Source organism: Ectothiorhodospira mobilis (assembly GCF_900114895.1).
In the GTDB taxonomy this organism is placed as follows: domain Bacteria; phylum Pseudomonadota; class Gammaproteobacteria; order Ectothiorhodospirales; family Ectothiorhodospiraceae; genus Ectothiorhodospira; species Ectothiorhodospira mobilis_A.
This window is the reverse complement of record NZ_FOUO01000003.1, coordinates 102,964-128,539: the sequence shown is the minus strand read 5'-3', so window position 1 is coordinate 128,539 and position 25,576 is coordinate 102,964. Positions and strand designations below refer to the sequence as shown.

Annotated in this window: 24 protein-coding genes and 2 tRNA genes; all 26 read right to left on the bottom strand. The window is 67.2% G+C overall.

The window, feature by feature from the left end:
* Positions 1–103: 103 nt before the first annotated feature.
* The 26 genes from truB to folP all read right to left on the bottom strand — a co-directional run bounded on the left by truB (position 104) and on the right by folP (position 25,485).
* Positions 104–1,030 carry a tRNA pseudouridine(55) synthase TruB gene (gene truB / locus BM214_RS03500; RefSeq protein WP_090483822.1) on the bottom strand — a complete coding sequence of 309 codons (927 nt, stop codon included), beginning with the start codon at positions 1,028–1,030 and terminating at the stop codon, positions 104–106.
* The gene (gene rbfA, locus BM214_RS03495) at positions 1,027–1,428 is read right to left on the bottom strand and encodes a 30S ribosome-binding factor RbfA (protein ID WP_090483821.1); all 402 of its coding nucleotides are present in this window, start codon (positions 1,426–1,428) and stop codon (positions 1,027–1,029) included. Before rbfA ends, truB begins: the two co-directional genes overlap by 4 nt.
* 42 nt (positions 1,429–1,470) lie before the next feature.
* The gene (infB, locus tag BM214_RS03490; RefSeq protein ID WP_090483820.1) at positions 1,471–4,167 is read right to left on the bottom strand and encodes a translation initiation factor IF-2; all 2,697 of its coding nucleotides are present in this window, start codon (positions 4,165–4,167) and stop codon (positions 1,471–1,473) included.
* A gap of 96 nt (positions 4,168–4,263) precedes the next feature.
* Positions 4,264–5,769 carry a transcription termination factor NusA gene (nusA, locus tag BM214_RS03485; protein WP_090483819.1) on the bottom strand — a complete coding sequence of 502 codons (1,506 nt, stop codon included), beginning with the start codon at positions 5,767–5,769 and terminating at the stop codon, positions 4,264–4,266.
* A 91-nt stretch (positions 5,770–5,860) separates the two neighbouring features.
* Positions 5,861–6,307 carry a ribosome maturation factor RimP gene (gene rimP / locus BM214_RS03480; RefSeq protein WP_090483908.1) on the bottom strand — a complete coding sequence of 149 codons (447 nt, stop codon included), beginning with the start codon at positions 6,305–6,307 and terminating at the stop codon, positions 5,861–5,863.
* Between the two features lie 171 nt (positions 6,308–6,478).
* Positions 6,479–6,555 (bottom strand) — tRNA-Met (locus tag BM214_RS03475).
* A gap of 38 nt (positions 6,556–6,593) precedes the next feature.
* Entirely contained in the window at positions 6,594–6,941 is a 348-nt protein-coding gene (locus tag BM214_RS03470; protein ID WP_090483818.1) for a DUF2818 family protein, read from the bottom strand.
* A 7-nt stretch (positions 6,942–6,948) separates the two neighbouring features.
* Positions 6,949–8,391, bottom strand: a complete 1,443-nt coding sequence (gene nuoN / locus BM214_RS03465; protein WP_090483817.1) for an NADH-quinone oxidoreductase subunit NuoN — start codon at positions 8,389–8,391, stop codon at positions 6,949–6,951.
* A gap of 18 nt (positions 8,392–8,409) precedes the next feature.
* Complete coding sequence (locus BM214_RS03460; RefSeq protein WP_090483816.1) at positions 8,410–9,924, bottom strand: NADH-quinone oxidoreductase subunit M; 1,515 nt, start codon at positions 9,922–9,924, stop codon at positions 8,410–8,412.
* Positions 9,925–9,978: 54 nt separating this feature from the next.
* Entirely contained in the window at positions 9,979–11,970 is a 1,992-nt protein-coding gene (gene nuoL, locus BM214_RS03455; protein ID WP_090483815.1) for an NADH-quinone oxidoreductase subunit L, read from the bottom strand.
* Positions 11,971–11,974: 4 nt separating this feature from the next.
* Positions 11,975–12,280: an NADH-quinone oxidoreductase subunit NuoK gene (gene nuoK, locus BM214_RS03450; protein WP_090483814.1), complete on the bottom strand. Its 306-nt coding sequence runs from the start codon at positions 12,278–12,280 to the stop codon at positions 11,975–11,977.
* Between the two features lie 150 nt (positions 12,281–12,430).
* On the bottom strand, positions 12,431–13,024 hold the full coding sequence (locus BM214_RS03445; RefSeq protein ID WP_090483813.1) for an NADH-quinone oxidoreductase subunit J: 594 nt from the start codon (positions 13,022–13,024) through the stop codon (positions 12,431–12,433).
* Between the two features lie 16 nt (positions 13,025–13,040).
* A complete protein-coding gene (nuoI, locus tag BM214_RS03440; protein ID WP_090483907.1) occupies positions 13,041–13,532 on the bottom strand; it encodes an NADH-quinone oxidoreductase subunit NuoI in 492 nt (163 codons plus the stop codon).
* A 14-nt stretch (positions 13,533–13,546) separates the two neighbouring features.
* Positions 13,547–14,608, bottom strand: a complete 1,062-nt coding sequence (gene nuoH / locus BM214_RS03435; protein ID WP_090483812.1) for an NADH-quinone oxidoreductase subunit NuoH — start codon at positions 14,606–14,608, stop codon at positions 13,547–13,549.
* Positions 14,609–14,623: 15 nt separating this feature from the next.
* On the bottom strand, positions 14,624–17,008 hold the full coding sequence (gene nuoG, locus BM214_RS03430) for an NADH-quinone oxidoreductase subunit NuoG (RefSeq protein ID WP_090483811.1): 2,385 nt from the start codon (positions 17,006–17,008) through the stop codon (positions 14,624–14,626).
* Positions 17,009–17,040: 32 nt separating this feature from the next.
* Complete coding sequence (nuoF, locus tag BM214_RS03425; protein ID WP_090483810.1) at positions 17,041–18,321, bottom strand: NADH-quinone oxidoreductase subunit NuoF; 1,281 nt, start codon at positions 18,319–18,321, stop codon at positions 17,041–17,043.
* Between the two features lie 4 nt (positions 18,322–18,325).
* Positions 18,326–18,832: an NADH-quinone oxidoreductase subunit NuoE family protein gene (locus BM214_RS03420; protein ID WP_090483809.1), complete on the bottom strand. Its 507-nt coding sequence runs from the start codon at positions 18,830–18,832 to the stop codon at positions 18,326–18,328.
* Positions 18,832–20,085, bottom strand: coding sequence for an NADH-quinone oxidoreductase subunit D (locus BM214_RS03415; RefSeq protein WP_090483808.1), 1,254 nt, complete (start codon positions 20,083–20,085; stop codon positions 18,832–18,834). Before BM214_RS03415 ends, BM214_RS03420 begins: the two co-directional genes overlap by 1 nt.
* On the bottom strand, positions 20,078–20,803 hold the full coding sequence (locus tag BM214_RS03410; RefSeq protein WP_090483807.1) for an NADH-quinone oxidoreductase subunit C: 726 nt from the start codon (positions 20,801–20,803) through the stop codon (positions 20,078–20,080). The genes BM214_RS03415 and BM214_RS03410 overlap by 8 nt, the downstream gene beginning before the upstream one ends.
* 27 nt (positions 20,804–20,830) lie before the next feature.
* Positions 20,831–21,307, bottom strand: coding sequence for a NuoB/complex I 20 kDa subunit family protein (locus tag BM214_RS03405; RefSeq protein ID WP_090483806.1), 477 nt, complete (start codon positions 21,305–21,307; stop codon positions 20,831–20,833).
* Positions 21,298–21,654, bottom strand: coding sequence for an NADH-quinone oxidoreductase subunit A (locus BM214_RS03400; protein WP_090483805.1), 357 nt, complete (start codon positions 21,652–21,654; stop codon positions 21,298–21,300). Before BM214_RS03400 ends, BM214_RS03405 begins: the two co-directional genes overlap by 10 nt.
* Before the next feature lie 258 nt (positions 21,655–21,912).
* A tRNA-Leu gene (locus BM214_RS03395) sits at positions 21,913–21,997 on the bottom strand.
* Between the two features lie 42 nt (positions 21,998–22,039).
* Entirely contained in the window at positions 22,040–22,396 is a 357-nt protein-coding gene (gene secG / locus BM214_RS03390) for a preprotein translocase subunit SecG (RefSeq protein ID WP_090483804.1), read from the bottom strand.
* A gap of 3 nt (positions 22,397–22,399) precedes the next feature.
* On the bottom strand, positions 22,400–23,155 hold the full coding sequence (tpiA, locus tag BM214_RS03385) for a triose-phosphate isomerase (RefSeq protein WP_090483803.1): 756 nt from the start codon (positions 23,153–23,155) through the stop codon (positions 22,400–22,402).
* Between the two features lie 85 nt (positions 23,156–23,240).
* On the bottom strand, positions 23,241–24,602 hold the full coding sequence (glmM, locus tag BM214_RS03380; RefSeq protein ID WP_090483802.1) for a phosphoglucosamine mutase: 1,362 nt from the start codon (positions 24,600–24,602) through the stop codon (positions 23,241–23,243).
* Positions 24,603–24,636: 34 nt separating this feature from the next.
* The gene (gene folP / locus BM214_RS03375) at positions 24,637–25,485 is read right to left on the bottom strand and encodes a dihydropteroate synthase (RefSeq protein ID WP_090483801.1); all 849 of its coding nucleotides are present in this window, start codon (positions 25,483–25,485) and stop codon (positions 24,637–24,639) included.
* Positions 25,486–25,576 lie beyond the last annotated feature (91 nt).

Below are 25,576 nucleotides of genomic sequence, written 5' to 3'. Positions count from 1 at the left end.
TGCTTTCTGGGCTCCTGGGATGGGAACCGGCCAATGGGCCGTTCGTTCTATCGATTCCGAAGGCGTAGGATTCTAGCATGCACCCCCCCGGCGGAACAGGGGTTTAGCCCCGGGCGGCGGGCACCATGAGGCGTTTCGGGGCCACCCGGCCGTCGTCCTGCAACCGGCCGATCCCCAGGAAACGCGGCCCCGGGCCATAGACCCGCAGCCATCCCTGCGCAGTGCATCCGGGGACGAAGACCGCCTGGCCCTGGCGCAGGTAGAAGGCGCTGTCGGCATCCAGTTCCACGGCAGGCCAATGGGCCAGGGCCTCGTCCACGGGGCGCAGGACGCCGTCCAGGGCCTCGGGCCCCTCCTCGGCCAGGGCCTCCAGGCGCTCCAGGGGGATCATCTGCGGGTTCTGGTAGGCGCCCAGACCGAGGCGCCGCAGCACCGTGACATGGGCGCCGCAGCCCAGGGCCGCCCCGATGTCCTCCACCAGGGTGCGGATATAGGTCCCTTTGGAGCAGACCACATCCAGGCTGAGCCACTCCCCCTCCAGGGCCAGGCATTCCAGGGCATGGATGCGCACCTGGCGCGGCCTGCGTTCCACCTCCTGGCCCTTGCGCGCCAGGTCGTAGAGGCGCTGCCCCTGGTGCTTGAGGGCCGAGTACATGGGGGGCACCTGCTGGATCTCACCGCGGAATCCCGCCAGCACCGCCTCCACCTGTTCACGGCTCAGGGGGGGGACGGCCTGGGTCTCCACCACCTCCCCCTCGGCATCGCCGGTGAGGGTGCGCTGCCCCAGACGGCAGTTGACTTGGTAGTGCTTGTCCGCATCCAGCAGGAAGCCGGACACCTTGGTGGCCTCGCCAAAGCACAGGGGCAGCAGCCCGGTGGCCAGGGGGTCCAGGCTGCCGGTATGGCCTGCCTTGCGGGCGCGAAAGAGATACTTCACCCGCTGCAGGGCCTGATTGGAGGTGTAACCGGACGGCTTGTCCAGAAGGACGATGCCGTGGACATCACGGCGCGGGATCCTGGGCTTGCTCATGCGGGATCGGGTTCATCTGCGGGGGGGTCATCCCCATGGCGGGCACGGTCCTCGGCCACGGCCTCGTCAATGAGGGCCGAGATGCGGGCGCCGCGCACCTGGGTGTCGTCGTAATGAAAATGCAGCTCGGGCACAGTACGGATGCGCATGCGCCGCCCCAGCTCCCGGCGCAGGAAACCCGCGGCCCGGCGCAATCCCTCGGTGGTGCCGGCGATGGCCTGCGCATCCCCGAGCACGGTGAAGAACACCTTGGCATGGGCCAGGTCGCGGCTCACCTCCACGCCGGAGAGGGTGAGCATCCCCACCCGGGGGTCCTTCAGCTCCTGACGGATCAGCTCGGAGAGTTCCCGCTGGATCTGGTCCCCGACGCGCTGCGGGCGTGAATAGTCTCTGGGCATGGAGGCCTCCGGGTCCGTTGGGGAAAGGAAGGGCGGGCGCGGTTACAGCGTCCGCGCCACCTCCACGCGATGATAGACCTCGATCTGATCCCCGGGCTTGACGTCGTTGTAGTTCTTCACGGCGATGCCGCACTCGGTGCCGGTCTTCACCTCATTGACGTCGTCCTTGAAGCGGCGCAGGGATTCCAGTTCACCCTCGTAGACCACCACGTTGTCCCGCAGCACGCGGATGGGGTTGCCGCGCTTGACGCTGCCCTCCACCACCAGACAGCCGGCCACGGCGCCGAACTGGGAAGACTTGAACACGTCCCGCACCTCGGCCAGGCCGATGATCTCCTCGCGCAGTTCCGGCGACAGCAGCCCCGACAGGGCCTGTTTGACGTCGTCGATGGCCTCGTAGATGACGCTGTAGTAGCGCAGGTCGATGTCCTCGTCGCTGGCCGTCTTGCGGGCACCGGCGTCGGCACGCACGTTGAAGCCGATGATGATGGCCTTGGAGGCCGCGGCCAGGTTCACATCGGATTCGGTGATGCCGCCCACACCGGCGGCCACGATCTTCACCTTCACCTCGTCGGTGGAGAGCTTCTCCAGGGAATCCCGCAGCGCCTCGGCGGAACCCTGCACGTCCGCCTTGAGCAGGATGTTGACCACCGGCGCGGCCCCCTCCTGCATCTGGCTGAACAGGTTCTCCAGCTTGGCGGCCTGCTGCGTGGCCAGCTTGGACTCGCGGAACTTGCCCTGACGGAACAGGGCCACTTCCCGGGCCTTGCGTTCGTCGGCGGTCACAAGGACGTCATCCCCGGCGTTGGGTACGCCCGAGAGCCCCAGGATCTCCACGGGAATGGAGGGCCCGGCGGACTTCACCGGCTTGCCGTTCTCGTCGAACATGGCACGCACGCGGCCGTATTCCTGCCCCGAGAGGACGATGTCCCCCTTTTGCAGGGTGCCGGACTGCACCAGCACCGTGGCCACCGGACCGCGCCCCTTGTCCAGCTGGGATTCCACCACCACGCCGCGGGCCGGTCCCTCCCGGGGGGCCTTGAGCTCCATCAGTTCCGCCTGCAACTGGATGGCCTCCAGCAGGGCATCCACCCCCTCGCCGGTGATGGCCGAGACATGGACGAACTGCGTTTCCCCGCCCCACTCCTCGGAGATGACGTTGTGCTGGGCCAGCTCGCTCTTCACCCGATCCGGGTCCGCCTCGGGCTTGTCGATCTTGTTCACGGCCACCACCATGGGCACCTCACCGGCCTGGGCGTGCTGGATGGCCTCCAGGGTCTGGGGCATGACGCCATCGTCGGCGGCCACCACCAGGACCACCACATCCGTCACCTTGGCCCCGCGGGCCCGCATGGCGGTGAAAGCGGCATGGCCCGGGGTGTCCAGGAAGGTGATGCCGGTGCGGTCCTTGAACGGCACGTGGTAGGCACCGATGTGCTGGGTGATGCCCCCCGCCTCGCCGGAAGCGACCTTGGTCAGGCGGATGTGGTCCAGCAGGGAGGTCTTGCCGTGGTCCACATGCCCCATCACCGTGACCACCGGCGGACGCGGCAGGGCCTCGCCCTGTTCCTCGGCCTCCGGCACCAGTTCGTCCTCCACCTCGCCTTCCTGCATGGGCTTGGGGATATGCCCCATCTCCTCTACCACCAGGGTGGCGGTATCCTGGTCGATGGTCTGGTTGATGGTGGCCATCACGCCCATGCCCATGAGGGCCTTGATGAGTTCGGGGGCCTTGATGGCCATCTTCTGGGCCAGTTCGCCCACGGTGATGGTCTCGGGCAGGCTGACCTCCCGCACCACCGGCGCCGTGGGCTTCTCGAAGCCGTGTTTGCTCGGGGTCTGCGGGGACGCGGCACGTCCGCCCTTGCCCTTGCCGCGGCGGCCGCGCTTCTCGCTGGCCACATGCAGCTCCTCACGCCGGGACTTGCTGTCCTCGTCCCGCCCTTTGCCACGGCGGCGGCGGCGGGGCTGATCCGACGAGGGCGCCGGCGCCGCCTCTCCGGCAGGGGGGGCGGCGGGAGCAGGCGGGGCGGCCGCAGCCGCGGCCCGGGCCTCGGCCTCGCGGCGGGCGGCCTCTTCGGCGGCACGGCGGGCGGCATCCTCGGCCTCGCGGCGGGCCTCTTCCTCAGCGGCCTTGAGGGCCTCCGCCTCCATGGCCTTGCGCTTCTCCTCTGCCTCGCGGCGGCGGGCCTCTTCTTCCTCCGCGCTGGGCGCGGGTTCGGCGGCCGATTCAGGCGCCTCGGCGGCCTGGATCTCCTGCTGCGGGGTCTGATCCTGCGGCGGCATCTCCTGCGGCGAACGCCCGGACGGCGTCGTGGCCTCCCCTGCCGGTTCAGCCTCCGGCCGCGCCGTATCCGCTGCCGTGGACGGCTCCTTGTGCCCGGTCGCGGGTTTCTCGGGGGCCGCGGCCGGCGGGGGGGCGGCCTGTGGGGTTTCACCGCCCTTGACGTAGGTGCGGCGCTTGCGCACCTCGACACTCACCGTCTTGGCACGCCCCTGCCCCCCGGAGACCTTCAACTCCGTGGTACTGCGGCGCCGCAGGGTAATGCGGCGGCCACCGTTCTCCTCGGAGCGGCCATGGGCCTTGCGCAGGTGCTCCAGCAGCTGCATCTTCTGCTCTTCGGTGACCAACTGATCGGGATCGGCGACGGGCACGCCGGCCTCGGACAGCTGTTCAAGCAGCCGTTCCACCGGTGTTCCCACCACTTCGGACAACTGTTTCACCGTAACGTCGGTCATGTGCCGTTACCTCCGATCTCAATGCTTCCGCAGACCCGGCCGCGGCCCAAAAGGCCGCAAGGGGCGCGCACGGCGGGCGCGCGGGGTCCGTCTGACTTACGCGTCTTTGGCCTGGTCCGCAAACCAGGGGGCACGGGCCGCCATGATGAGGCTTGCTGCCTTTTCCGGGTCCAGTCGGATCTGTTCCACGAGATCGTCCACCGACTGCTCGGCCAGATCCTCCATGGTACAGATCCCCTGCCCTGCCAGCTGCCGGGCCAGCTCCGGGTCCATGCCCTCCATGGCCAGCAGGTCCTCGGCCGGCTCGCCACCCTGGAACTGCTCCTCCGAGGCGATGGCCCGGGTGAGCAGGGCATCGCGGGCACGTCCGCGGAGTTCGTTCACGATCTCCTCGTCGAACTCCTCGATCTGCAGCATCTCCGCGGTGGGGACATAGGCCACCTCCTCGATGCTGGAGAAGCCCTCCTGCACCAGGATGCCGGCCACCTCCTCGTCCACATCCAGACTGTCCATGAACAGCTGCTGCAGTTCGGCCGTCTCCTGCTCCGTCTTCTCCTGGGCCTGCTGCTCGTTCATCACGTTCAGCTCCCATCCGGTGAGCTGGGAGGCGAGGCGCACGTTCTGCCCACCGCGGCCGATGGCCTGGGAGAGCTTCTCCTCGGACACGGCGATGTCCATGCTGGCCCGGTCCTCGTCCACCACGATGGACAGCACCTCCGCCGGGGACATGGCGTTGATGACGAACTGCGCCGGATTCTCGTCCCAGAGGATGATGTCGATGCGCTCTCCCGCCAGCTCATTGGAGACGGACTGCACACGGGACCCACGCATGCCCACACAGGCGCCCACGGGATCGAGCCTGGGGTCGTGGGAGCGTACCGCGATCTTGGCGCGCATACCCGGATCCCGGGCCGCGCCCATGATCTCGATCAGGCCCTGGCCCACCTCGGGCACCTCCAGCTTGAAAAGTTCCACCAGGAACTCCGGGGCGGTGCGGCTGATGAAGAGCTGCGGACCCCGCTGTTCGGCGCGCACCTCCCGCAGATAACCACGCAGGCGATCGTTGGGGCGCACCGTCTCCCGGGGGATCATCTCCTCCCGGGGGATGAAACCCTCGGCGTTGCCCCCCAGATCCAGGAAGACACCGCTGCGCTCCGAGCGCTTCACCGTGCCCATGAGCAGATCCCCCACCCGGTCCTGGAACTCCTCCACCACCTTGGCCCGTTCCGCCTCGCGCACCTTCTGTACGATCACCTGCTTGGCGGTCTGGGCGGCGATGCGGCCGAACTCCACCGACTCGATGGGGGTCTCGATGTAGTCGCCCACCTGCGCCTCGGGATGGTCCTGGATGGCATAGGAATAGAGGATCTGCCGTTCGGGGGACTCGAATTCCGGATCCTCGTCATCCACCACGCGCCAGCGCCGGAAGGCCTCGTATTCCCCGGTGTCCCGGTGGATGCTCACGCGCACATCGATGTCGCCACCGTGCTTCTTGCGCGTGGCCGAGGCCAGGGCGGATTCGATGGCCTCGAAGATCACGCCCTTGTCGACGCCCTTCTCGTTGGATACGGCATCCACCACCAGCAGGATTTCTTTGCTCATTACAAACGACTCCAAATCGCTATGCCCGGCCCGCCCCCTCGCGGGATCGACCGGGTCGCCGTCATCTCGGAACGGGCCACCGCGCGGGCCCTCATTGCCCCGCCCGCGGCACGAGGCGGGCACGGGTCACGGCCTCCAGGGGCAGGCGCACCCTGCGGCCGTCCACCTCCAGTTCCACGCTGCCCTCCTCCACGGACCGGATCACGCCCCTGAAGTTGCGCTGCCCCTCCACCGGCCAGGCCGTGCGCACGCGCACCTCCTCGCCCCGGTAACGGTCGTAATGCGCCGGCTCGAAGAGGAGGCGGTCCAGCCCCGGTGAGGACACCTCCAGGCGGTAGGGGACGGGGATGGGATCCTCCACGTCCAGCACACCGCTCACCTGGTCGCTCACCGCGGCACAGTCGTCCAGGGTCACCCCCTGGGGGGCATCGATGAAGAGCCTGAGCAGGGCGCTGCGGCCCTGGACCCGGTACTCCAGGCCCCACAGCACATACCCCATGCCGGTGACCACCGGGCGCAGCAATCGATCCAGTTCCAGGGAATCCTGTCGCACACCGACTCCACAAACAAAAAATGGGCCCCAGGGCCCATTCATGAATACCGCCGGAGATGTCCGCTTGCGCCGCCCGCGTCCCGGATCGGGATCCCGGGCGGGACATGCATCGTCCGGCTAATAAAAAGGCCCCAGAAGGGGCCTTTTCAAGGTACCTGGTAGCGGGGGCAGGATTCGAACCTGCGACCTTCGGGTTATGAGCCCGACGAGCTGCCAGACTGCTCCACCCCGCAACTGAGGATTTGAATGATAACCCCTTGCCCCGGGGATTTCAACCCCCCGCAGCCCCTTCCCCGGGGGTGCGCCGCATCAGATGACGGCGCAGGTCGTACTGATAGACGAACCCGGGGAAGGCAAACACCGCGAACAGCATCAGGGTGATGGCATAAAAGCCCCCACCCTGGGGGTGCAAGGTCCCGGTGAGATACCGCTCCAGCCCCATCCCCAGGCCCAACATGAGGCCGTACAGGAGGGCCCATTCCAGTACCCGCCAGGCGGCCCCCTTCTCCTTCCCCCGGGGGGGGAGCACGAAGAGGATGCGCCGCGTAATCCACGGCAGGTTGGCCGCCAGGATCAGGACGGCGATATAGACCACGGCGACCCACTGGAGCGTATTCATGGGCGTATTATCGCACGGCCGCCGTGAGGGACATCAAGACCCCTGGGAACAGCCCCAGGGCGATCATGGCCAGGCCGTTCAAGGACAGCACCACGTTGAAGTCCCCGCTGCCCGTGAGGGGGGCATCGTCCACGGGCTTGTCGAAGTACATGAACTTGACCACCCGCAGGTAGTAGAAGGCCCCGATCACGGACAGGATCACGGCGAAGAGCGCCAGCCAGATCAGATCCGCCTGGATCACCGACTGCAGCACCGCCAGCTTGGCGTAGAAGCCCACGGTGGGCGGGATGCCCGCCATGGAGAACATGAGCAGCAGCATGACGAAGGCGAACCAGGGGCTGCGGTCATTCAGGCCCTTGAAGTCCTCCAGGTTATCCGCCTCGAAGCCCTTGCGGGAGAGGAGCATGATCATGCCAAACCCCCCGGCGGACATGAGGGCATAGACCAGGACATAGAACATGCCCGCGGCATAGCCCTGCTCGTTGCCCACCATGAGCCCCATGACCACGAAGCCGATGTGGGCGATGGTGGAATAGGCGAACATGCGCTTGATGTTGGTCTGGGCGATGGCCACCACGTTGCCGATGGCCAGAGAGAGCACCGCCAGCACCAGGAGCATGCCGCTCCAGCTCTCCTGCAGGGGGGCCAGGCCGTCCACCAGCAGGCGGATGGCGATGGCGAAACCTGCGATCTTGGGCGCGGCGCTGATGAACAGGGCCACGGGGGTGGGGGCCCCGTGGTAGACATCCGGGATCCACATGTGGAACGGCACCGCCCCCAGCTTGAAGCCGATCCCCACCACGACGAAGGCCAGGGCGAACACCAGGGCCAGATTCAGATCCGGGGAGGTGAGACCGGCGACGATACCCGCGGCCACGCCGGTGAGATTCAGGCTGCCGGTGATGCCATAGAGCAGGGACATGCCGTAGAGCAGCATGCCCGAGGCGATGGAACCCAGGACGAAGTACTTCATGGCCGATTCCGAGGCCGCGGAGGCGTCCCGGTTGAAGGCCACCAGGGCATAGAGGCTCAGGGCCAGCAGCTCCAGCCCCAGGTACAGGGTGAGCAGGCTGTGGGCGGAGATCATCACCATCATCCCCAGCACCCCGAACAGGCCCAGGACGTAGAACTCCCCCTTGTACAGCTCCCGGGCCTGGAGATAGGGCCGGGCGTAGAGGAACACCACCGCCGAGATGAGGAGCACGGCGGACTTGAGCAGGTCCGAGAGGGGATCGGCCACATAGCTGCCGCCGAAGGTGATGCGGGGGTCCGGCGTGGCCAGGACCAGGATCAGGGCCACCCCGCCCAGCAGGGTGAACTGCGTCAGGCCATAGGTGATGTGGCGCCGCTCCTGGGGCAGGAACAGATCGATCACCAGGATGGCGCAGGCCATGAGCATGACCGTCAGCTCGGGGAGGACGGGAGCGAAATCCGGCAGATGGAGGTTCATATCGGTATCCAGTCGCGCTTAGAGCTTGGAGACGGCGATGTGCCGCACCAGGTGGTCCACGGTTTCGTTCATCACGTCCAGCAGCGGCGCCGGCCACACCCCCAGCAGGAGCACGGCCACGGCCAGCACCCCCAGCACCCAGAACTCGCGGCGGTTCAGGTCCTGCAGTTGGGCCACCTGATCGTTGGCCACCTCGCCGTAGATCACCCGCTTCACCAGCCAGAGGGTGTAGGCCGCCGCCAGCACCAGGGTGGTGGCCGCCAGGAAGGCGATCCAGAAGTCCGCGCGAAAGCTGGCCAGGATCACCATGAACTCGCCCACGAAGCCGGAGGTGCCCGGCAGGCCGGCATTGGCCATGGCGAACAGCACGAACAGGGCCCCGAACCAGGGCATGGTGTTGGCCACGCCGCCGTAGTCGGCGATGCGGCGGGTGTGCATGCGGTCATAGAGCACCCCGATGCAGAGGAACAGGGCCGCCGAGACCAGGCCATGGGAGATCATCTGCACCATGCCGCCGCTGATCCCCAGGGCCGCCCCCTGCCAGTCGCCGGTGTTGGCGAAGACCATGAAGGGGATGAACAGCCCCAGGGTGACAAAACCCATGTGGGCGATGGAGGAATAGGCGATGAGCTTCTTCATATCCTGCTGCATCAACGCCACCAGCCCCACGTACACCACGGCGATGAGGGACAGGGTGATCATCAGCCAGTCCAGGGCCATGCTGGCGTCCGGCAGGATGGGCAGGCTGAAGCGCAAAAAGCCGTAGGTGCCGATCTTCAGCATGATGGCCGCCAGGATCACGGACCCGCCGGTGGGGGCCTCCACGTGGGCGTCCGGCAGCCAGGTGTGCACCGGGAACATGGGGATCTTCACCGCGAAGGCCAGCAGCATGGCCAGGAACAGCAGCACCTGGGCGGTCATCCCCAGGGGCACCTGATGCAGGTCCAGGATGGCGAAGCTGCCTGCCTGGACATAGAGATAGATCAGGGAGATCAGCAAAAACACCGACCCGAAGAAGGTGTAGAGGAAGAACTTCAGGGTGGCGTAGATGCGGTTGGGTCCGCCCCAGATGCCGATCACCAGGAACATGGGGATGAGCATGGCCTCGAAGAAGACGTAGAACAGCACCGCATCCAGGGCAGCGAAGACGCCGTGCATGAGCCCCTCGAGGATGAGGAAGGCGGCCATGTACTGGGAGACCCGGTACTGGATCACGTCCCAGGCGGCGATCACCACCAGTACCGTGGTGAAGGCGGTGAGCAGGATCAGCGGCATGGAGATCCCGTCCACCCCCAGGTGGTAGTGGATGTCGAAGGCCTGGATCCAGGGCACCCATTCCTGGAACTGCATCTCGTGGGTGCCCCGGTCGAAGTACACGAACAGGGGGATGCTGATGAGGAAGGTGAGCACGGCGAAGGCCAGGGCCAGGCGCCGCGACGCCTCGGGCACCCGGTCCCCCAGGATCAGCACCATGAGCCCGCCGAGGATCGGCGTCCAGATGACAAGAGACAGCAGTGGCCAGTCAGCGAACATGAAATCGTCCCAATGGAAACCCGCGTTGAATCCGTTGTGGTGCCCGGTCCGGCCTCAGAGGGCGAAGGCCAGGATCAGCCCCAGCAACCCGATGATCATGGCGAAGGCGTAGTGGTAGAGGTAGCCGGTCTGGCCCAGGCGCAGCCGGCCCGCCGCCCAGCCCACCGCGCGCGAGCTGCCATTCACCAGGAGCGTGTCGATGATCAGGGCATCCCCGAAGCGCCAGAGGAACTGCCCCAGGCGGCGGGTGCCCGCGGCGAACACCGCGTCGTTGAAGGCGTCGAAGCCATAGCCCCGCTGCAGCGTCGCGTGCAGCCAGGGGAGGCGCTCCCGGGCCACCCGGGCGATCCCCGGCCGGCGCAGGTAGATATACCAGGCGCTCACCAGCCCGGCCATGGCCAGCCAGAAGGGGGGCATCATGAACCCGTGGGCGAGATAGCCCCACACCCCGTGGTAGTGGTGCCCCAGCTCCGCCAGCACGTCCCGGGACGGGTCCACATGGAGGACGCCATCGAAGAAGTCCCCGAAGAGCAGCGGGCCGATGAGATAGCCGGCGAAGACCGAGGGGATGGCCAGCAGCACCAGGGGCAGGGTCACCACCCAGGGGGATTCGTGGGGTTCGCCCCCGTGACCATGGTGACCGTGGGCGTCATCCTGACCATGGTCCGGCGGCGGGGCATGGCGGAAGCGCTCCTCGCCGTGGAACACCATGAAGAACATGCGGAAGGTGTACAGGGCGGTGACGAAGACCCCCGCCAGCACCAGGACGTAGGCGAAACCGGCGCCGGGGGTGGAGGACAGGTGCACCGCCTCGATGATGCCATCCTTGGAGAAGAAACCGGAGAAGCCCGGAAAGCCGATGAGGGCCAGGGCCCCGACCAGGGCGGTGACATAGGTCACCGGCATGTACTTGCCCAGCCCCCCCATGCGGCGCATGTCCTGCTCGTGGTGCATGGCGATGATCACCGAACCGGCGGCCAGGAACAGCAGGGCCTTGAAGAAGGCGTGGGTCATGAGATGGAAGATGCCCGCGGCGTAGGCCGAGGCCCCCAGGGCCACGGTCATGTAGCCCAACTGGGACAGGGTGGAATAGGCCACCACCCGCTTGATGTCGTTCTGCACCAGGCCGATGAGCCCCATGAAGAAGGCCGTGATGGCGCCGATCACCAGGATGAAGCCCAGGGCCGCCACGGAGTGCTCGTACAGGGGCGACATGCGCGCCACCATGAAGATCCCGGCGGTCACCATGGTGGCGGCGTGGATCAGGGCGGAGATGGGGGTGGGGCCCTCCATGGAATCGGGCAGCCACACATGCAGCGGCACCTGGGCCGACTTGGCCATGGCGCCGATGAAGAGCAGGATGCAGGCCACGGAGAGCAGGGACCACTCGGTGCCCGGCAGCAGGCTCAGGGTGATGCCCGAGAGCTCTTCGGCCCGGGCGAAGAGGGTGGCGTAGTCCAGGCTGGAGGTGTGCAGCACCAGGGCGGCGATGCCCAGCACGAAGGCCATGTCCCCCACGCGGTTGACGATGAAAGCCTTGAGGTTGGCGTAGATGGCCGAGGGCCGCCGGAACCAGAAGCCGATGAGCAGGTAGGACACCAGGCCCACCGCCTCCCAGCCGAAGAACAGCTGCAGGAAGTTGTTCGCCATCACCAGCATCAGCATGGAGAAGGTGAACAGGGAGATGAGGGCGAAGAAGCGCTGGTAGCCCGGGTCGTCCCGCATATAGCCGATGGTGTAGATGTGCACCATGAAGGAGACGAAGGTCACCACCAGCATCATCAGGGCCGTCAGCCGGTCCACCAGAAAGCCCACCTCGAAGCGGAAGCCGTCCGCGACCATCCAGGTATAGACGCTGTCGTTATAGGGGGCCGCCCCGGCCACGGCGTGCTGCCAGAAGACGTATGCCGAGAGGAAGAAGGATACGGCCACCCCGGCGATGGTGACGCTGTGGGCCCCTGCCCGGCCCACCTGGCGCCCCAGGAGACCGGCGACCGCGGCACCCAGCAGCGGGGCCAGCACGATGGCGAGATAGATCGATTCCATGGTCTTACCCCTTCATCTCGTCCAGATCCTGGACGTTGATGGTCTCGCGGTTGCGGAACACCAGCACCAGGATGGCCAGGCCGATGGCCGCCTCGGCGGCCGCCACGGTGAGGATGAAGAACACGAACACCTGCCCCACCAGATCCCCCAGGTAATGGGAGAAGGCCACGAAGTTCATGTTCACCGCCAGCAGCATGAGCTCGACGCACATCAGCAGGATGATCAGGTTTTTCCGGTTCAGGAAGATCCCGGTCACGCTGAGCGCGAACAGGATCGCCCCGAGCACGAGGTAATGCGACAGAGGAATCATGGTTGGTCCCGTTGTTTGGCCCTGCGCAGGTCTCCCGACGCCCCCTGCCCAGGTGGTTTCAGCCCAGGACCGGCGGCGCGCAGGCCACCCCCGGAAGGCCCCTTGACCCCCGGCGGCGGCCGGCTCCCCGGCCCGCGGTTGCGTTCCCCTTTATTGTTTTTCGCTGTGCATCTTCACCATGCGCACCCGTTCGTTGCGCCGCACCCGGGCCTGCCGCCCCGGGTCCAGGTGAAGGGTCCCCGGCCGCCGCCGCAGGGTCAGGACGATGGCGGCGATGATCGCCACCAGCAGGATCACGGCCGCGATCTCGAAGGGATAGACGTACTCGGTGTAGAGCAGATGCCCCAGGGCCGCGGTGTTGCTGTGATCCGCCGCGGCCCGCTCGGGTCCCGGGATGCGAAACACCCCGGCCCCCACCACCATGGCCATCAGCCCCATCATGCCCACGGCCACCACCAGACCCACCGGCAGGAAGCGGGCGAAACCCTCGCGCATGCGGGCCACATTGATGTCCAGCATCATGACCACGAACAGGAACAGCACCATCACCGCCCCCACGTACACCAGCACCAGGAGGATGCCCAGGAACTCCGCCTCCAGCATCACCCAGTGGAATGCGGTGGCGAAGAAGGCCAGCACCAGGGCCAGGGCCGCGTGCACGGGGTTGCGCACCGTGATCACGGCCACCGCCGCACCCACCAGCACGGTGGACATGGCATAGAACAGGATCTCTTCCACAGTCATGATCGGGGCCTCCTCCTCAACGATAGGGCGCGTCGGCGGCGCGGGCGGCCGCGATCTCGGCCTCGTACTTGTCCCCGATGGCCAGGAGCTTCTCCTTGGTCATGATCTGCTCGCCCCGGGACTCGAAGTGATAGTGCTGGATGTGGGTCTCCACGATGGAGTCCACCGGACAGGCCTCCTCACAGAAGCCGCAGTAGATGCACTTGAACAGGTCGATGTCATAGCGCGTCGTGCGCCGTGTACCGTCCTCCCGGAGGGCCGATTCGATGGTGATGGCCAGGGCCGGGCACACCGCCTCGCACAGCTTGCAGGCGATGCAGCGCTCCTCCCCGTTGGGGTAACGGCGCAGGGCGTGCAGACCGCGGAAGCGGGGGGAGATGGGGGTGTTCTCCTCCGGGAACTGGACCGTGATCTTGCGCCTGAAGAGGTGCCGGCCGGTGAGCTTGAGCCCCACCAGCAGCTCCCACAGCATGAAGGTCTTGAAGAACTGCAGAATCGCCGTGGCCATGATCATTCCCTCCTTCAAGCGAACCACGGGCCCAGGCCGAAGGCGACGGCCACGCCCTCGAGGAAGAGCCAGACGATGGTCACGGGGATCAGCACCTTCCAGCCCAGGCGCATGATCTGGTCATAGCGGTAGCGGGGGAAGGTGGCGCGAAACCACAGGAACAGGAACAGGAAGAAAGCCGTCTTCGCCAGGAACCAGTGGATGCCGCCATCCAGGACCCAGCCGATCACCGGCAGGGCAAAGGCCGCCTGCGGCAGGAGGCCCTCCAGGGGGGAGAGCCAGCCGCCCAAGAACAGCAGGGCCGTGAGGGCGGAGATGAGGATCATATTGGCGTACTCCGCCAGGAAGAACACGGCGAAGGCCATGCCGGAGTATTCCACATGGAAGCCGGCCACGATCTCCGACTCCCCCTCCGCCACGTCGAAGGGAGCCCGGTTGGTCTCCGCCACCCCCGAGATGAAGTACACCAGGAACAGGGGCAGCAGGGGCAACAGGAACCAATGGTACACGCTCCCCCGCTGGGCCTCGACGATCTCCCCCAGGTTCAAGCTGCCGGCGGCCATGATGACCCCCACCAGGGCGAAACCCATGGCGATCTCATAGGAGATGATCTGGGCCGCCGAACGCAATGACCCCAACAGGGCATAGCGGGAGTTGGAGGCCCAGCCGGCGACGATGATGCCGTACACCCCCAGGGAGGTGAGGGCCAGGATGTACAACAGACCGGCGTTGATGTCGGCGATGGCCATGCCGTCGTCGAAGGGCACCACCGCCCAGGCCGCCAGGGACGGGGCGATGGCCAGCACCGGCGCCGTCAGGAACAGATAGCGGTTGGCGTTGGTGGGGACGATCACCTCCTTGGTGAGCAGCTTGAGGGCATCGGCGATGGGCTGCAGGAAGCCCCGGGGCCCCACCCGGTTGGGCCCGATGCGGATCTGCATATAGCCGATGATCTTGCGCTCGGCGAAGGTGGTATAGGCCACGGCCAGGAGCAGCGGCGTCAGCAGCAGGGTGATCTTGGCCGAGATCTGCATGATCACCGGCAGTCCTTCCCAGTATTGAACGATGGCTTGCATACTCGGACCCCGATCTCAGACCTTGTTCAGTTCCACCGCGCCGTGGCTGCGGCCCAGGTGCCGGGTGGCGGCCACGCCCACGGGGAGCCAGAGGCAACCCTCGGGGATGGCCTCATCCAGTGCCAGGGGCAGACGCGCCGAGAGCCCCTCCTGGCGCACCTCCACCTGATCGCCCTCCTCCAGTCCCAGGGACCGGGCCTGGCGGGGGTGGATACGGGCCAGGGCATGGGCCCCGGCGTCCTGCGTCGCCTGCAGGGGGGCCGCCCGGCGCACCAGGGAATCCACCCCATAGGGACCCACCGCGCCGATGCGCTGCAGGCCACGGCTGGCCTCGGGCACCGCCAGAGAGGCACCGTCGTGGCGGTAGACGGTGTCGAAACCCTCCACCCCGGCGGCCCGGAGGCGGTCCTTGAGGGCGTCGCGCACCTCTTCGGATGAGAGGTATTCGAACCCCTCAAGGCCGCTCATGTTGCCCAGCACCCGCAGCACCTTCCAGGCCGGCCGGGTCTCCCCCGGGGGCTGCGCGGCCCCGGCCACGCTCTGCCAGCGTCCCTCGACATTGACATAGGTGCCCGAGGTCTCGGCGAAGGTGGCCACCGGCAACAGGACATGGGCCACGCGCTTGAGGGCCTCCCCGGCGAAGGGGGTCAGGGCGGCCACGAAGGCGGCCGAACCCAGGGCCTTCATGACCCGTGCCGGATCCTCGCAGTCCATGTCCGGCTCCACGTTCAGCAGCAGACAGCCCTTGAGGCCCGGCTGCAGCCATTGGTCCGGGGTTTGCCCCGCCGCATCCAGGGATTCGCCCGCGGGGCCACGGTGCGCCACGGCGCCGGCGAGCCAGGCGCCGGCGCCATTGCCGCCGTCCGGGAGATACCCCAGGGTGGCACCGGTGGTCTCACAGACCAGCCCCGCCAGGGCGCGCAGCAGGGCGAAGTGGGGATGGGCATGGGCCTGCACGCCCAAGAGGACGCGGGCCCCCTCCCCTTCCGCCAGGGCCTGGGCCATGGCCCGTACCGTCTCGTCTGTGCGGGCCGCCTGCAGCAGCGCCTTGAACCCCTCGGGCGCGGTGCGCCCGGCCCGCTCCAGGGCGGCACGGGCCACCCCCGCCAGGGCCAGGACCATCCCCCGGGGATCGGCGCTCACCGTCTCGGCGACGGGGAAATTGAAGGGCACCTGACGGGGATTGATGGCCATGACCCGGGCGCCGCCCAGGGCCGCCTTGCGCAGGCGGTGGCCCGCCAGGGGCTGATCCTTGCGGATCTCCGAGCCCACCAGCAGGCAGGCGCGGGTCTGCTCCAGGGCCTCCAGGGCATCCCCCAGGTAGGGGAACAGCGGGGCCCGGTCCTGATCGCTGAAATCGCTCTGGCGCAGGCGATGATCCAGGTTGCGGACCCCCAGGCCCCGCAGCCATTGTTGCGCCAGGTAGAGCTCCTCCACGCTGGCCTGGGGCGAGAGCAGGGCCCCGCAGGCCTCGGCCGGCTGCCCCCGCAGGCCTTCCACCACCCGCGTCAGGGCCGTCTCCCAGTCGGTGGTCACCCACTGGTCCCCCTCGCGGATCATGGGGGCGGTGAGCCGGTCGGCGGCCCCAAGGCCGGTGTAGCTGAAGCGGTCGCGGTCGGAGATCCAGGTCTCGTTCACCGCCTCATTGTGGCGGGGCACCACGCGCATGACCCGGCCGTTGTAGGTGTGCAGGTGGATGTTGGATCCCACACCGTCGTGGGGCGCCACACTGGCATGCTGCACCAGCTCCCAGGCACGGTAGGTAAAGCGGGAGGGTTTGGCGGTCAGGGCCCCCACGGGGCACAGATCGATGACGTTGCCGGAGAGCTCCGAGGTGACCGATTTCTCCACGAAGGTGCCGATCTCCATGAACTCGCCGCGACCGGTGGCCCCCAGCTCCCGCAGGCCCGCGATCTCCTCGCCGAAGCGCACACAGCGGGTGCAGTGGATGCAGCGGGTCATCTCCGTGGCGATGAGGGGACCGATGTCCTTGTCCTTCACCGCACGCTTGGCCTCACTGTAGCGGGAGATGCCCTCGCCATAGCCCATGGACACGTCCTGGAGCTCGCATTCCCCGCCCTGGTCGCACACGGGGCAGTCCAGGGGGTGATTGATGAGCAGGAACTCCATGGTGGCCTTCTGCGCCGCCAGGGCCTTGGGCGAACGGGTCCACACGCGCATGCCCTCGGCCACGGGGGTGGCACAGGCGGGCATGGGCTTGGGGGCCTTTTCCACCTCCACCAGGCACATGCGGCAGTTGGCGGCCACCGACAGCTTGTCGTGGTAACAGAACCGGGGGATGCGGATCCCCGCCTCGTCTGTCACCCGGATCAGCATGGTCCCCTTCTTCGCCTTCAGGGGGATGCCGTCCACCTCGATGTTGACCAGATCCTCACTCATGCTCTGCTTCCCGTTGCACCCATCGGCAGGCGTCAGGCCGCGTCGGCCACCATGCTGCGGCCGTGCTCGATGTAGTATTGGAATTCGTGCCGGAAGTGCTTGACGAAACTGCGCACCGGCATCGCCGCGGCGTCCCCCAGGGCGCAGATGGTGCGCCCCTCGATCTTGCCCGCCACCTCGTCCAGGCGCTCCAGGTCCTCCATGCGGCCCCGGCCCTCGACGATGCGGGTGACCATGCGGTAGAGCCAGCCCGTACCCTCGCGGCAGGGGGTGCACTGGCCGCAGGACTCGGAGAAGTAGAAACGGGAGATGCGCTGCAGGACCTTGACCATGTCGGTGGTCTCGTCCATGACGATCACCGCCCCGGATCCCAGCATGGACCCGGCCCGGGCGATGCCGTCGTAATCCATGGTGGCCTCCAGCATGGTCTCGGCCGGCACCACGGGCACGGAGGAGCCACCGGGGATCACCGCCTTGAGGCGGCGGCCCTGCCACACCCCGCCGGCCATCTCCAGCAGCTCCCGGAAGGGGATGCCCATGGGCACCTCGTAGTTGCCCGGGCGCTCCACGTGGCCGGAGACGGAGAAGAGCTTCTCGCCGCCGCTGCGCTCCACCCCCAGGGCGGCGAACCACTCCCCGCCCTCCCGCAGGATGGCGGGCACCGAGGCCAGGGTCTCGGTGTTGTTGATGGTGGTGGGGCGACCATAGAGACCGTAGTTGGCCGGGAACGGCGGCTTGTACCGCGGCTGGCCCTTCTTCCCCTCCAGGGATTCCAGCAGGGCCGTCTCCTCGCCGCAGATATAGGCCCCGGCCCCCAGGGTGGGATAGAGATCGAAGTCCACCCCGGAGCCCAGGATGTCCTTGCCCAGCCAGCCGTGCTCGTAGGCCTCCCGCACCGCCTGGGAGAAGCGCCGGTAGGGCTCGTCCAGGAACTCGCCGCGCATGTAGTTGTAGCCCACCGTGGCGTCCATGGCGTAGCCGGCGATGGCCATCCCCTCCACCAGGGCATGGGGATTGAAGCGCAGGATGTCCCGGTCCTTGCAGGTCCCCGGCTCGGATTCGTCCGAGTTGCAGACCAGGTAGTTCTGCCCGCCCGTGCCCCGGGGCATGAAGCCCCACTTGATGCCCGCGGGGAAGCCGGCCCCGCCGCGGCCGCGCAGGTTGGCCTTCTTCACCTCCTCGATGACCGCCTCGCGGCTCATCTTCTCCTTGAGGACCTTCTCCAGGGCCTTGTACCCGCCCACCTTGCGATAGTTCTCGTAGGTCCAGGGCTCGTCGAACCCGCGGGTGGTTATGCAGACGCGATTCACCATGGGGCTACTCCAGGGAATCGAGGATCTCATCCACCTTCTCGGGGGTGAGATGCTCGTAATAGACATGGTCCACCTGCATCATGGGCGCGCCACAGCAGGCCGCCAGGCACTCCTCCTCCCGCTTGAGAAAGAAGCGCCCATCCGGGGTGGTCTCCCCCAACCGGATGCCCAGACGCTGTTCCAGGTGGGCGAGGATCTGGTCGGCGCCCCGCAGCATGCAGGAGACGTTGGTGCACACGGAGATGGTATGCCGCCCCACCGGCTCCAGCTCGAACATGGAATAGAAGCTGGCCACCTCGTAGACGGCGATCTCGGGCATGCCGATGTAGTCCGCCACCGCATCCATGAGCTCGGTGGTCAGGTGTCCGTGTTCGTGCTGCACGGCCCGCAGCGCCCCCAGCACGGCGGACTGGCGCTGATCCTGGGGGTAGCGGGAGAGCCAGTCGTCGATCTCGGCGCGCACGTGCGCGTTCAGCACATCGGACTTGCGTTGGGTCGGGTTCCCAGCCATCAGCGATCGATCTCCCCAAAGACGATGTCCAGGCTGCCGATGAGGGTGACCACATCGGCCAGCATGTGCCCGCGGCTCATCTCGTCCAGCGCCGCCAGATGGGCAAACCCGGGGGCGCGCACCTTGACGCGGTAGGGCTTGTTGGCCCCGTCGGAGACTAGGTAGACCCCAAACTCCCCCTTGGGATGCTCCACGGCGGCATAGGCCTCGCCCGCGGGGACACACATCCCCTCGGTGAACAGCTTGAAGTGGTGGATGAGGGCCTCCATGTCCGCCTTCATCTCCTCCCGGCGCGGCGGCACGATCTTGTGATCGTCCACCATCACCGGGCCCGGGTTCGCCCGCAGCCAGTCCACGCACTGGCGGATGATGCGGTTGGACTGACGCATCTCCTCCACCCGCACCAGATAGCGGTCATAGGTGTCGCCGTTGGCACCCACGGGGATATCGAAGTCCAGGCGGTCGTAGACCTCATAGGGCTGCTTCCTGCGCAGATCCCATTCCACACCGGAGCCGCGCAGCATGGGGCCGGTGAAACCCAGTTGCAGCGCGCGCTCGGGGCTCACCACGCCGACCCCCACGGTGCGCTGACGCCAGATGCGGTTCTCCGTCAACAGGGTCTCGTACTCATCCACCCGCTGCGGGAACCGCTCGGTGAAGGCCTCGATGAAGTCCAGCAGCGAACCCTGGCGGTCGGCGTTGATGCGTTCCACTTCCGCCTCGCTCTTCCAGCGGGACGGCTTGTACTGGGGCATGGTCCCGGGCAGGTCCCGGGCCACGCCACCGGGGCGATAGTAGGTGGCATGCATGCGCGAGCCGCTTACCGCCTCGTAGCAGTCCACCAGGTCCTCGCGCTCGCGCAGGCAGTAGAGGAACATGCTCATGGCACCCACATCCAGGGCATGGGCGCCGAGCCAGAGCAGGTGGTTGAGCAGGCGGGTGATCTCGTCGTACATCACCCGGATGTACTGGGCCCGCAGCGGGGGCTGGATGCCCAGCAGACGCTCCAGGGCCAGCACGTAGCCGTGCTCGTTGCACATCATGGACACATAGTCCAGACGGTCCATGTAGCCGATGCTCTGGTTGTAGGGCTTGTTCTCCGCCAGCTTCTCGGTGGCCCGGTGCAACAGCCCGATGTGCGGATCGGCGCGCTCCACCACCTCGCCATCCATCTCCAGCACCAGGCGCAGCACGCCGTGGGCCGCCGGGTGCTGGGGACCGAAGTTGAGGGTGTAGTTGCGGATCTCAGGCATCGGTGGACCTCCCGTCGGTGGCGTCGTGCAGATAGCGGTGATCCTCCCGGATCACCCGGGGCACGAGCACCCGGGGCTGGATGCTCACCGGCTGGTAGATCACCCGCTGCTGCTCGGGGTCGTAGCGCATCTCCACGTGTCCCACCAGGGGGAAGTCCTTACGGAAGGGATGACCCACGAAACCGTAGTCGGTGAGGATACGGCGCAGATCCGGGTGCCCCTCGAAGACGATGCCGAACAGGTCGAAGGCCTCGCGCTCGAACCAGTCCGCGCTGCGCCAGATCTCCACCACCGAGGGAACGGCGGGGAAATCGTCCTCCGGACAGAACACCTTCAGACGCAACCGGTGGTTATGGCGCACGGAGAGCAGGTGATACACCACGGCGAAACGCGGTCCATCCCAGGTACCCCCCGCCGGGGCCTCATCGAAGGTGAAACGCCCGGAGGTGGCCTTCTCCACGCCCCGGCTAAAGCCCTCGCCACTGGCGGATTCCGTGGCCCATTCGGTGACACCGTAGGCCATGTAGTCCACGCCGCAGACATCCATCAGCTGCTCGAAGGACAGCTCCGGATCGTCCCGCAGGGTGCGGGTCACCTCGTGCAGATCCCTTGGCGCCACCTGCAGGGTGAGCTCGCCATGGGCGCGCTCGAGCCCCTGCAGCCGGCCCTCGAATCGTTGTTCCAGGCGCGCGGCCAGTCTGTCGAGTTTCTCGCTCATCTTGAGATCCCGGCTGGGATCGCCCGCTCAGCGGGCGATGGTGTTGGTGCGTCGGATCTTGTTCTGCAGCTGCAAAATCCCGTAGAGGAGGGCCTCTGCCGTGGGCGGGCAACCGGGCACGTAGATGTCCACGGGGACGATGCGGTCGCACCCCCTCACCACCGAATAGGAATAGTGATAGTAGCCGCCACCGTTGGCGCAGGAACCCATGGAGATGACCCAGCGGGGCTCGGCCATCTGGTCATAGACCTTGCGAAGCGCAGGGGCCATCTTGTTCACCAGGGTACCGGCCACGATCATCACGTCCGACTGGCGCGGGCTCGGGCGGAAGATCATCCCGAAGCGGTCCAGGTCGTAACGGGCGGCACCGGCGTGCATCATCTCCACGGCACAACAGGCCAGGCCAAAGGTCATGGGCCAGAGGGATCCCGTACGGGCCCAATTGATCAGTTTGTCTGCCGAGGTGGTGACGAACCCTTCTTCAAGGACGCCTTCTATTCCCATTCCAGGGCCCCCTTTTTCCACTCATAGATGAAACCGATCACCAGGATGCCCAGAAACAGGCCCATGGCGAGCAGCCCGTACAGGCCGATGGTGTCCAGCGCCACGGCCCAGGGAAAGAGAAACGCGATTTCCAGATCGAAGATAATAAAGAGGATGGCGATCAGGTAGAACCTGACGTCGAATTTCATGCGGGAGTCTTCGAAGGCCTCGAAGCCGCACTCATAGGGGGAATTCTTGGCGGCGTCCGGACGGCGGGGTCCGATCACCATGCCCAGTGCGAGAGGCAGGATCCCCATGAGCAGGCCGATACCCATGAACACCAGGATAGGCAGGTAGTTTTCGAGCATGGTCCTCTCCCCCCATCGCGCGCCGGCGCACGGGATGGGCCTTGGTGATTCTTTTCGCGCATCCGTCCACCGCCCGGATGCCTCTTGTTTTAGTTATGCCGAAGCACAATAAAGTGCCCCGTTGAAAAGCCCGAGGGAGTCTATGGCACCCCCGAAAAGGGTGTCAAGCATTAGAATAAAGTAATTCCCGAAAAGAAAAATGGGATATTGCGATGCCGCAGTAGGGTCTGGGAAGACTGCATCGCAGGATAGGAAAGATGGTGCAGATGGTCGGACTCGAACCGACACGGCTTTCGCCACCGCCCCCTCAAGACGGCGTGTCTACCAATTCCACCACATCTGCACGAAACCAGCGAAACCGGGGGGGTCTCCCCCGGGAGCCCCGTCAACCGGGCACGTCCTCCGGGACGTCGGACGGCCCTTGCTCGGGTGCCGTCTGCGCCGGTGCCTCCTGCTGCTCCACCGCCGGCGGGGCCTGGATGAGGTCCGCGGCGCTGGGGGCCTCGGGCCGGTGGGCCGCCAGGTACGTCAGGATCAGACTGTTGACGATGAAGGCGGTGGCCGTCAAGGCCGTGGCCCGCGTGAGCAGGTTGGCCGAACCCCGAGCACCGAAAACGGTGGCCGAGGCACCGCTGCCGAAGGCGGCGCCAGCATCGGCCCCCTTGCCATGCTGCATCAGCACCAGGGCAATGAGACCGACGGAAAAGATTACCTGAAAAACCAGAAGAATGCTATAGAGCATGGATCATCCCGCCTGGTCCGCGGCCCTGCAGATGGCAAGGAAGTCCGCGGCCTTGAGTGAGGCCCCGCCGATCAGGCCACCATCGATGTCCGGCCCGGCGAAGAGTTCGGCCGCATTATCGGCCTTGACGCTGCCCCCGTAGAGGATCCGCACTCGGGCCGCCACGGAGGCGTCCAGGGCCTCGAGGCGGCCGCGGATGAAGGCATGCACCTCCTGGGCCTGTTCCGGTGTGGCCGTGCGGCCGGTACCGATGGCCCAGACCGGCTCATAGGCGATGACTGCATTGCCAAAGGCGGCCACCCCCTCCAGTTCCAGCACCGCATCCAGCTGGCGGCCGATCACCGCCTCGGTGATGCCCCCTTCCCGTTCCTCCAACTGCTCGCCCACGCACAGGATGGGCACGAGGCCGTGGCGGCGGGCGGCGGAGAACTTGCGCGCGACGAAGGCATCGTCCTCGCCATAGAGGGTGCGGCGCTCGGAGTGGCCGACGATCCCATAGCGGCATCCCAGATCCCGCAGCATGGCGCCGGACACCTCGCCGGTATAGGCGCCGGCATCCTGATCGCACAGGTCCTGGGCCCCCAGGCCGATGGCGGGACCGGTCAGGCCGGCCACCTGCTCCAAGTAGACGAACGGCGGGCAGACCACCACCTCGGCGGACAGACCCTCCACCGCCGTGGCCAGCTCCCGCATCAGGGCCTGATTGGCCTCGTGCGAGCCGTTCATCTTCCAGTTTCCTGCAACCAGGGGTGTGCGCATGGTTCCGCTCCGTGAAATGGACCTCCACGAGGAAAGTGCCGCATGCTACCTTTGCCGCCCCGATAAATCAATTTCCCCGCAGGGGTCAGGCCACCGCCTCCGCCGCGCGGCGCACGGCGTCGGCCAGATCCCGGGCCAGACGGCCCACCAGGGCCATGTCCCCCCCCTCCACCATGACCCGCACCAAGGGCTCGGTCCCCGAGGGCCGCAGCAGCACCCGGCCGCGGCCCGCCAGGGCGGATTCCGCCTCCTGTACCGCCTCCTGCACGAGGCGACCCTGCAACAGACCCCCGCGGGCGGCATCCGCCGCCACCGGGACGTTCACCAGTTTCTGCGGGTACTTCTCCATGGCGCGGTGCAGTTCCGACAGGGGACGCCCGGTCTGGCTCATTACCTGCAGCACCTGCAGGGCGGAGACGATGCCGTCTCCGGTGGTGGTCCGGTCCAGGCAGATGATGTGGCCGGAGGACTCCCCACCCAACTGCCAGCCCTCCCGCTGCAGTCCCTCCATGACGTGACGGTCCCCCACCTTGACGCGGCGAAAGGGGATGCCGGCGGCCCCCAGGGCCTGTTCCAGGCCGAGATTGCTCATGAGGGTGCCCACCACGCCCCCCTGCAGGATGCCGTCGTGGTGGCGGGCCAGGGCGATGATGCACAGGGCCTGGTCCCCGTCCACGGTGTCGCCACGCTCGTCCACCAGGATGAGGCGATCTCCGTCCCCGTCCAGGGCGATGCCCAGGTCCGCGCGATGCTCCAGCACCGCCCGGCGCATGTGTTCGGGATGCAGGGATCCGCAGTCGTCGTTGATGTTGAACCCATCCGGCTCCACCCCCACCGGGATCACCTCGGCCCCCAGTTCCTCGAAGACATGGGGGGCCACGCCATAGGTGGCGCCGTGGGCGCAGTCCACCACCAGTTTCAGACCGTGCAACGTGGTACCCGGCGGGATGGTGCCCTTGCAGAACTCGATGTAACGCCCCGGGGCATCCCCCACCCGCTCGGCCTTACCCAACTCCGCGGAATCCACCATGGTCATGGGCCGCTCCAGCATGGCCTCAATGGCCTCCTCCACGGCATCCGGGAGCTTACTGCCGGCACTGGAGAAGAACTTGAAGCCGTTGTCGTAATAGGGGTTGTGGGAGGCGCTGATGACGATACCCGCCGCGGCGCGGAAGGTGCGGGTGAGGTAGGCCACCGCCGGGGTGGGCATGGGGCCCAGCAGGCGGATATTCACCCCGGCGGAGGACAGTCCCGCCTCGAGGGCCGATTCGAACAGGTAGCCGGAGACCCGGGTGTCCTTGCCGATGAGCACTGGGCCCCCGTCCCGGGAGCCCAGGACCCTGCCCGCCGCCCAGCCCAAGCGCAGGGCGAAATCCGCCGTCATGGGGAAGTCCCCGACCCGACCCCGGATGCCATCGGTACCGAAATATCTGCGTTGCTGGGTCATCTGATCTGCTCTCCTGATGCGGGGGCCGACGGGATCATGCCCCTTCCTGCACCGCCTTGCCAGTCTCCAGTGCCTGCAACACCCGCAGGGCATCCCGTGTGGCGGCCACATCATGTACCCGCAGGATGGCCGCCCCCCGCTGCGCCGCCCAAAGGGCCGCGGCCACGCTGCCATGGACACGGGCCTCGGGGGGACGATCGTCCCCCAGCATCTCCCCGATCATGCGCTTGCGGGACACCCCCACCAGCAGCGGCAGGCCGTCCACCGCCAGGGTCTTCAGATGGCGCAGCAGGGTCAGATTGTGATCCAGGGTCTTGCCGAAACCAAACCCCGGGTCCAGGAGCAGGCGGTCCTGGCCGATGCCCACGCGGCGGCAGGCGGCCACCCGCTCCGCCAAAAAGGCACGCACCTCGGCCACCACGTCGTCGTAACGAGGATCGACCTGCATGCTCCGGGGGGCCCCCTGCATGTGCATGAGACACACCGGGACCCCGCAGGCCGCCGCGGCCTCCAGGGCCCCGGGGGCGGCCAGGGCGCGCACATCGTTGATCAATGCGGCCCCGGCTGCGCAGGCGGCGCGCATCACCTGGGGCTTGCTGGTATCCACGGACAGGGGTACAGGCAGTTCCCCGGCCAGGGCCTCGATCACCGGCAGGACCCGGCGCAACTCCTCCTCCACCGGCACCTCATCGGCCCCCGGGCGCGTGGACTCGCCGCCGACATCGATGAAATCGGCCCCCTCCGCCACCATGGCCCGGGCCCGCTCCACGGCGGCGCCCAGATCCGCATGACGGCCGCCATCGGAGAAGGAATCCGGGGTGACGTTGAGGATGCCCATGACGCGCGGGCGGGAGAGATCCACGAAGTGACGGGCAAACTGCATGGGATGGCCTCTGCTGAAGGGTGCGGACCGCCTTGGACGGCCGCCTCGCAACGCATGAAGCCGCCCGGGGCGGCTTCATGGGGAACGGGTC

Coding starts and splice junctions, on each gene's coding strand:
- BM214_RS03410 (WP_090483807.1), bottom strand. CDS start 20,803: ATGAGCGAGAAACTCGACAGACTGGCCGCGCGCCTGGAACAACGATTC.
- tpiA (WP_090483803.1), bottom strand. CDS start 23,155: ATGCGCACACCCCTGGTTGCAGGAAACTGGAAGATGAACGGCTCGCAC.
- nuoK (WP_090483814.1), bottom strand. CDS start 12,280: ATGATTCCTCTGTCGCATTACCTCGTGCTCGGGGCGATCCTGTTCGCG.
- secG (WP_090483804.1), bottom strand. CDS start 22,396: ATGCTCTATAGCATTCTTCTGGTTTTTCAGGTAATCTTTTCCGTCGGT.
- rbfA (WP_090483821.1), bottom strand. CDS start 1,428: ATGCCCAGAGACTATTCACGCCCGCAGCGCGTCGGGGACCAGATCCAG.
- BM214_RS03460 (WP_090483816.1), bottom strand. CDS start 9,924: ATGTTCGCTGACTGGCCACTGCTGTCTCTTGTCATCTGGACGCCGATC.
- BM214_RS03445 (WP_090483813.1), bottom strand. CDS start 13,024: ATGACTGTGGAAGAGATCCTGTTCTATGCCATGTCCACCGTGCTGGTG.
- BM214_RS03400 (WP_090483805.1), bottom strand. CDS start 21,654: ATGCTCGAAAACTACCTGCCTATCCTGGTGTTCATGGGTATCGGCCTG.
- truB (WP_090483822.1), bottom strand. CDS start 1,030: ATGAGCAAGCCCAGGATCCCGCGCCGTGATGTCCACGGCATCGTCCTT.
- infB (WP_090483820.1), bottom strand. CDS start 4,167: ATGACCGACGTTACGGTGAAACAGTTGTCCGAAGTGGTGGGAACACCG.
- nuoG (WP_090483811.1), bottom strand. CDS start 17,008: ATGAGTGAGGATCTGGTCAACATCGAGGTGGACGGCATCCCCCTGAAG.
- nusA (WP_090483819.1), bottom strand. CDS start 5,769: ATGAGCAAAGAAATCCTGCTGGTGGTGGATGCCGTATCCAACGAGAAG.
- BM214_RS03405 (WP_090483806.1), bottom strand. CDS start 21,307: ATGGGAATAGAAGGCGTCCTTGAAGAAGGGTTCGTCACCACCTCGGCA.
- folP (WP_090483801.1), bottom strand. CDS start 25,485: ATGCAGTTTGCCCGTCACTTCGTGGATCTCTCCCGCCCGCGCGTCATG.
- nuoI (WP_090483907.1), bottom strand. CDS start 13,532: ATGGCCACGGCGATTCTGCAGTTCTTCAAGACCTTCATGCTGTGGGAG.
- BM214_RS03420 (WP_090483809.1), bottom strand. CDS start 18,832: ATGGCTGGGAACCCGACCCAACGCAAGTCCGATGTGCTGAACGCGCAC.
- nuoH (WP_090483812.1), bottom strand. CDS start 14,608: ATGCAAGCCATCGTTCAATACTGGGAAGGACTGCCGGTGATCATGCAG.
- nuoL (WP_090483815.1), bottom strand. CDS start 11,970: ATGGAATCGATCTATCTCGCCATCGTGCTGGCCCCGCTGCTGGGTGCC.
- BM214_RS03415 (WP_090483808.1), bottom strand. CDS start 20,085: ATGCCTGAGATCCGCAACTACACCCTCAACTTCGGTCCCCAGCACCCG.
- BM214_RS03470 (WP_090483818.1), bottom strand. CDS start 6,941: ATGAATACGCTCCAGTGGGTCGCCGTGGTCTATATCGCCGTCCTGATC.
- nuoN (WP_090483817.1), bottom strand. CDS start 8,391: ATGAACCTCCATCTGCCGGATTTCGCTCCCGTCCTCCCCGAGCTGACG.
- nuoF (WP_090483810.1), bottom strand. CDS start 18,321: ATGGTGAATCGCGTCTGCATAACCACCCGCGGGTTCGACGAGCCCTGG.
- glmM (WP_090483802.1), bottom strand. CDS start 24,602: ATGACCCAGCAACGCAGATATTTCGGTACCGATGGCATCCGGGGTCGG.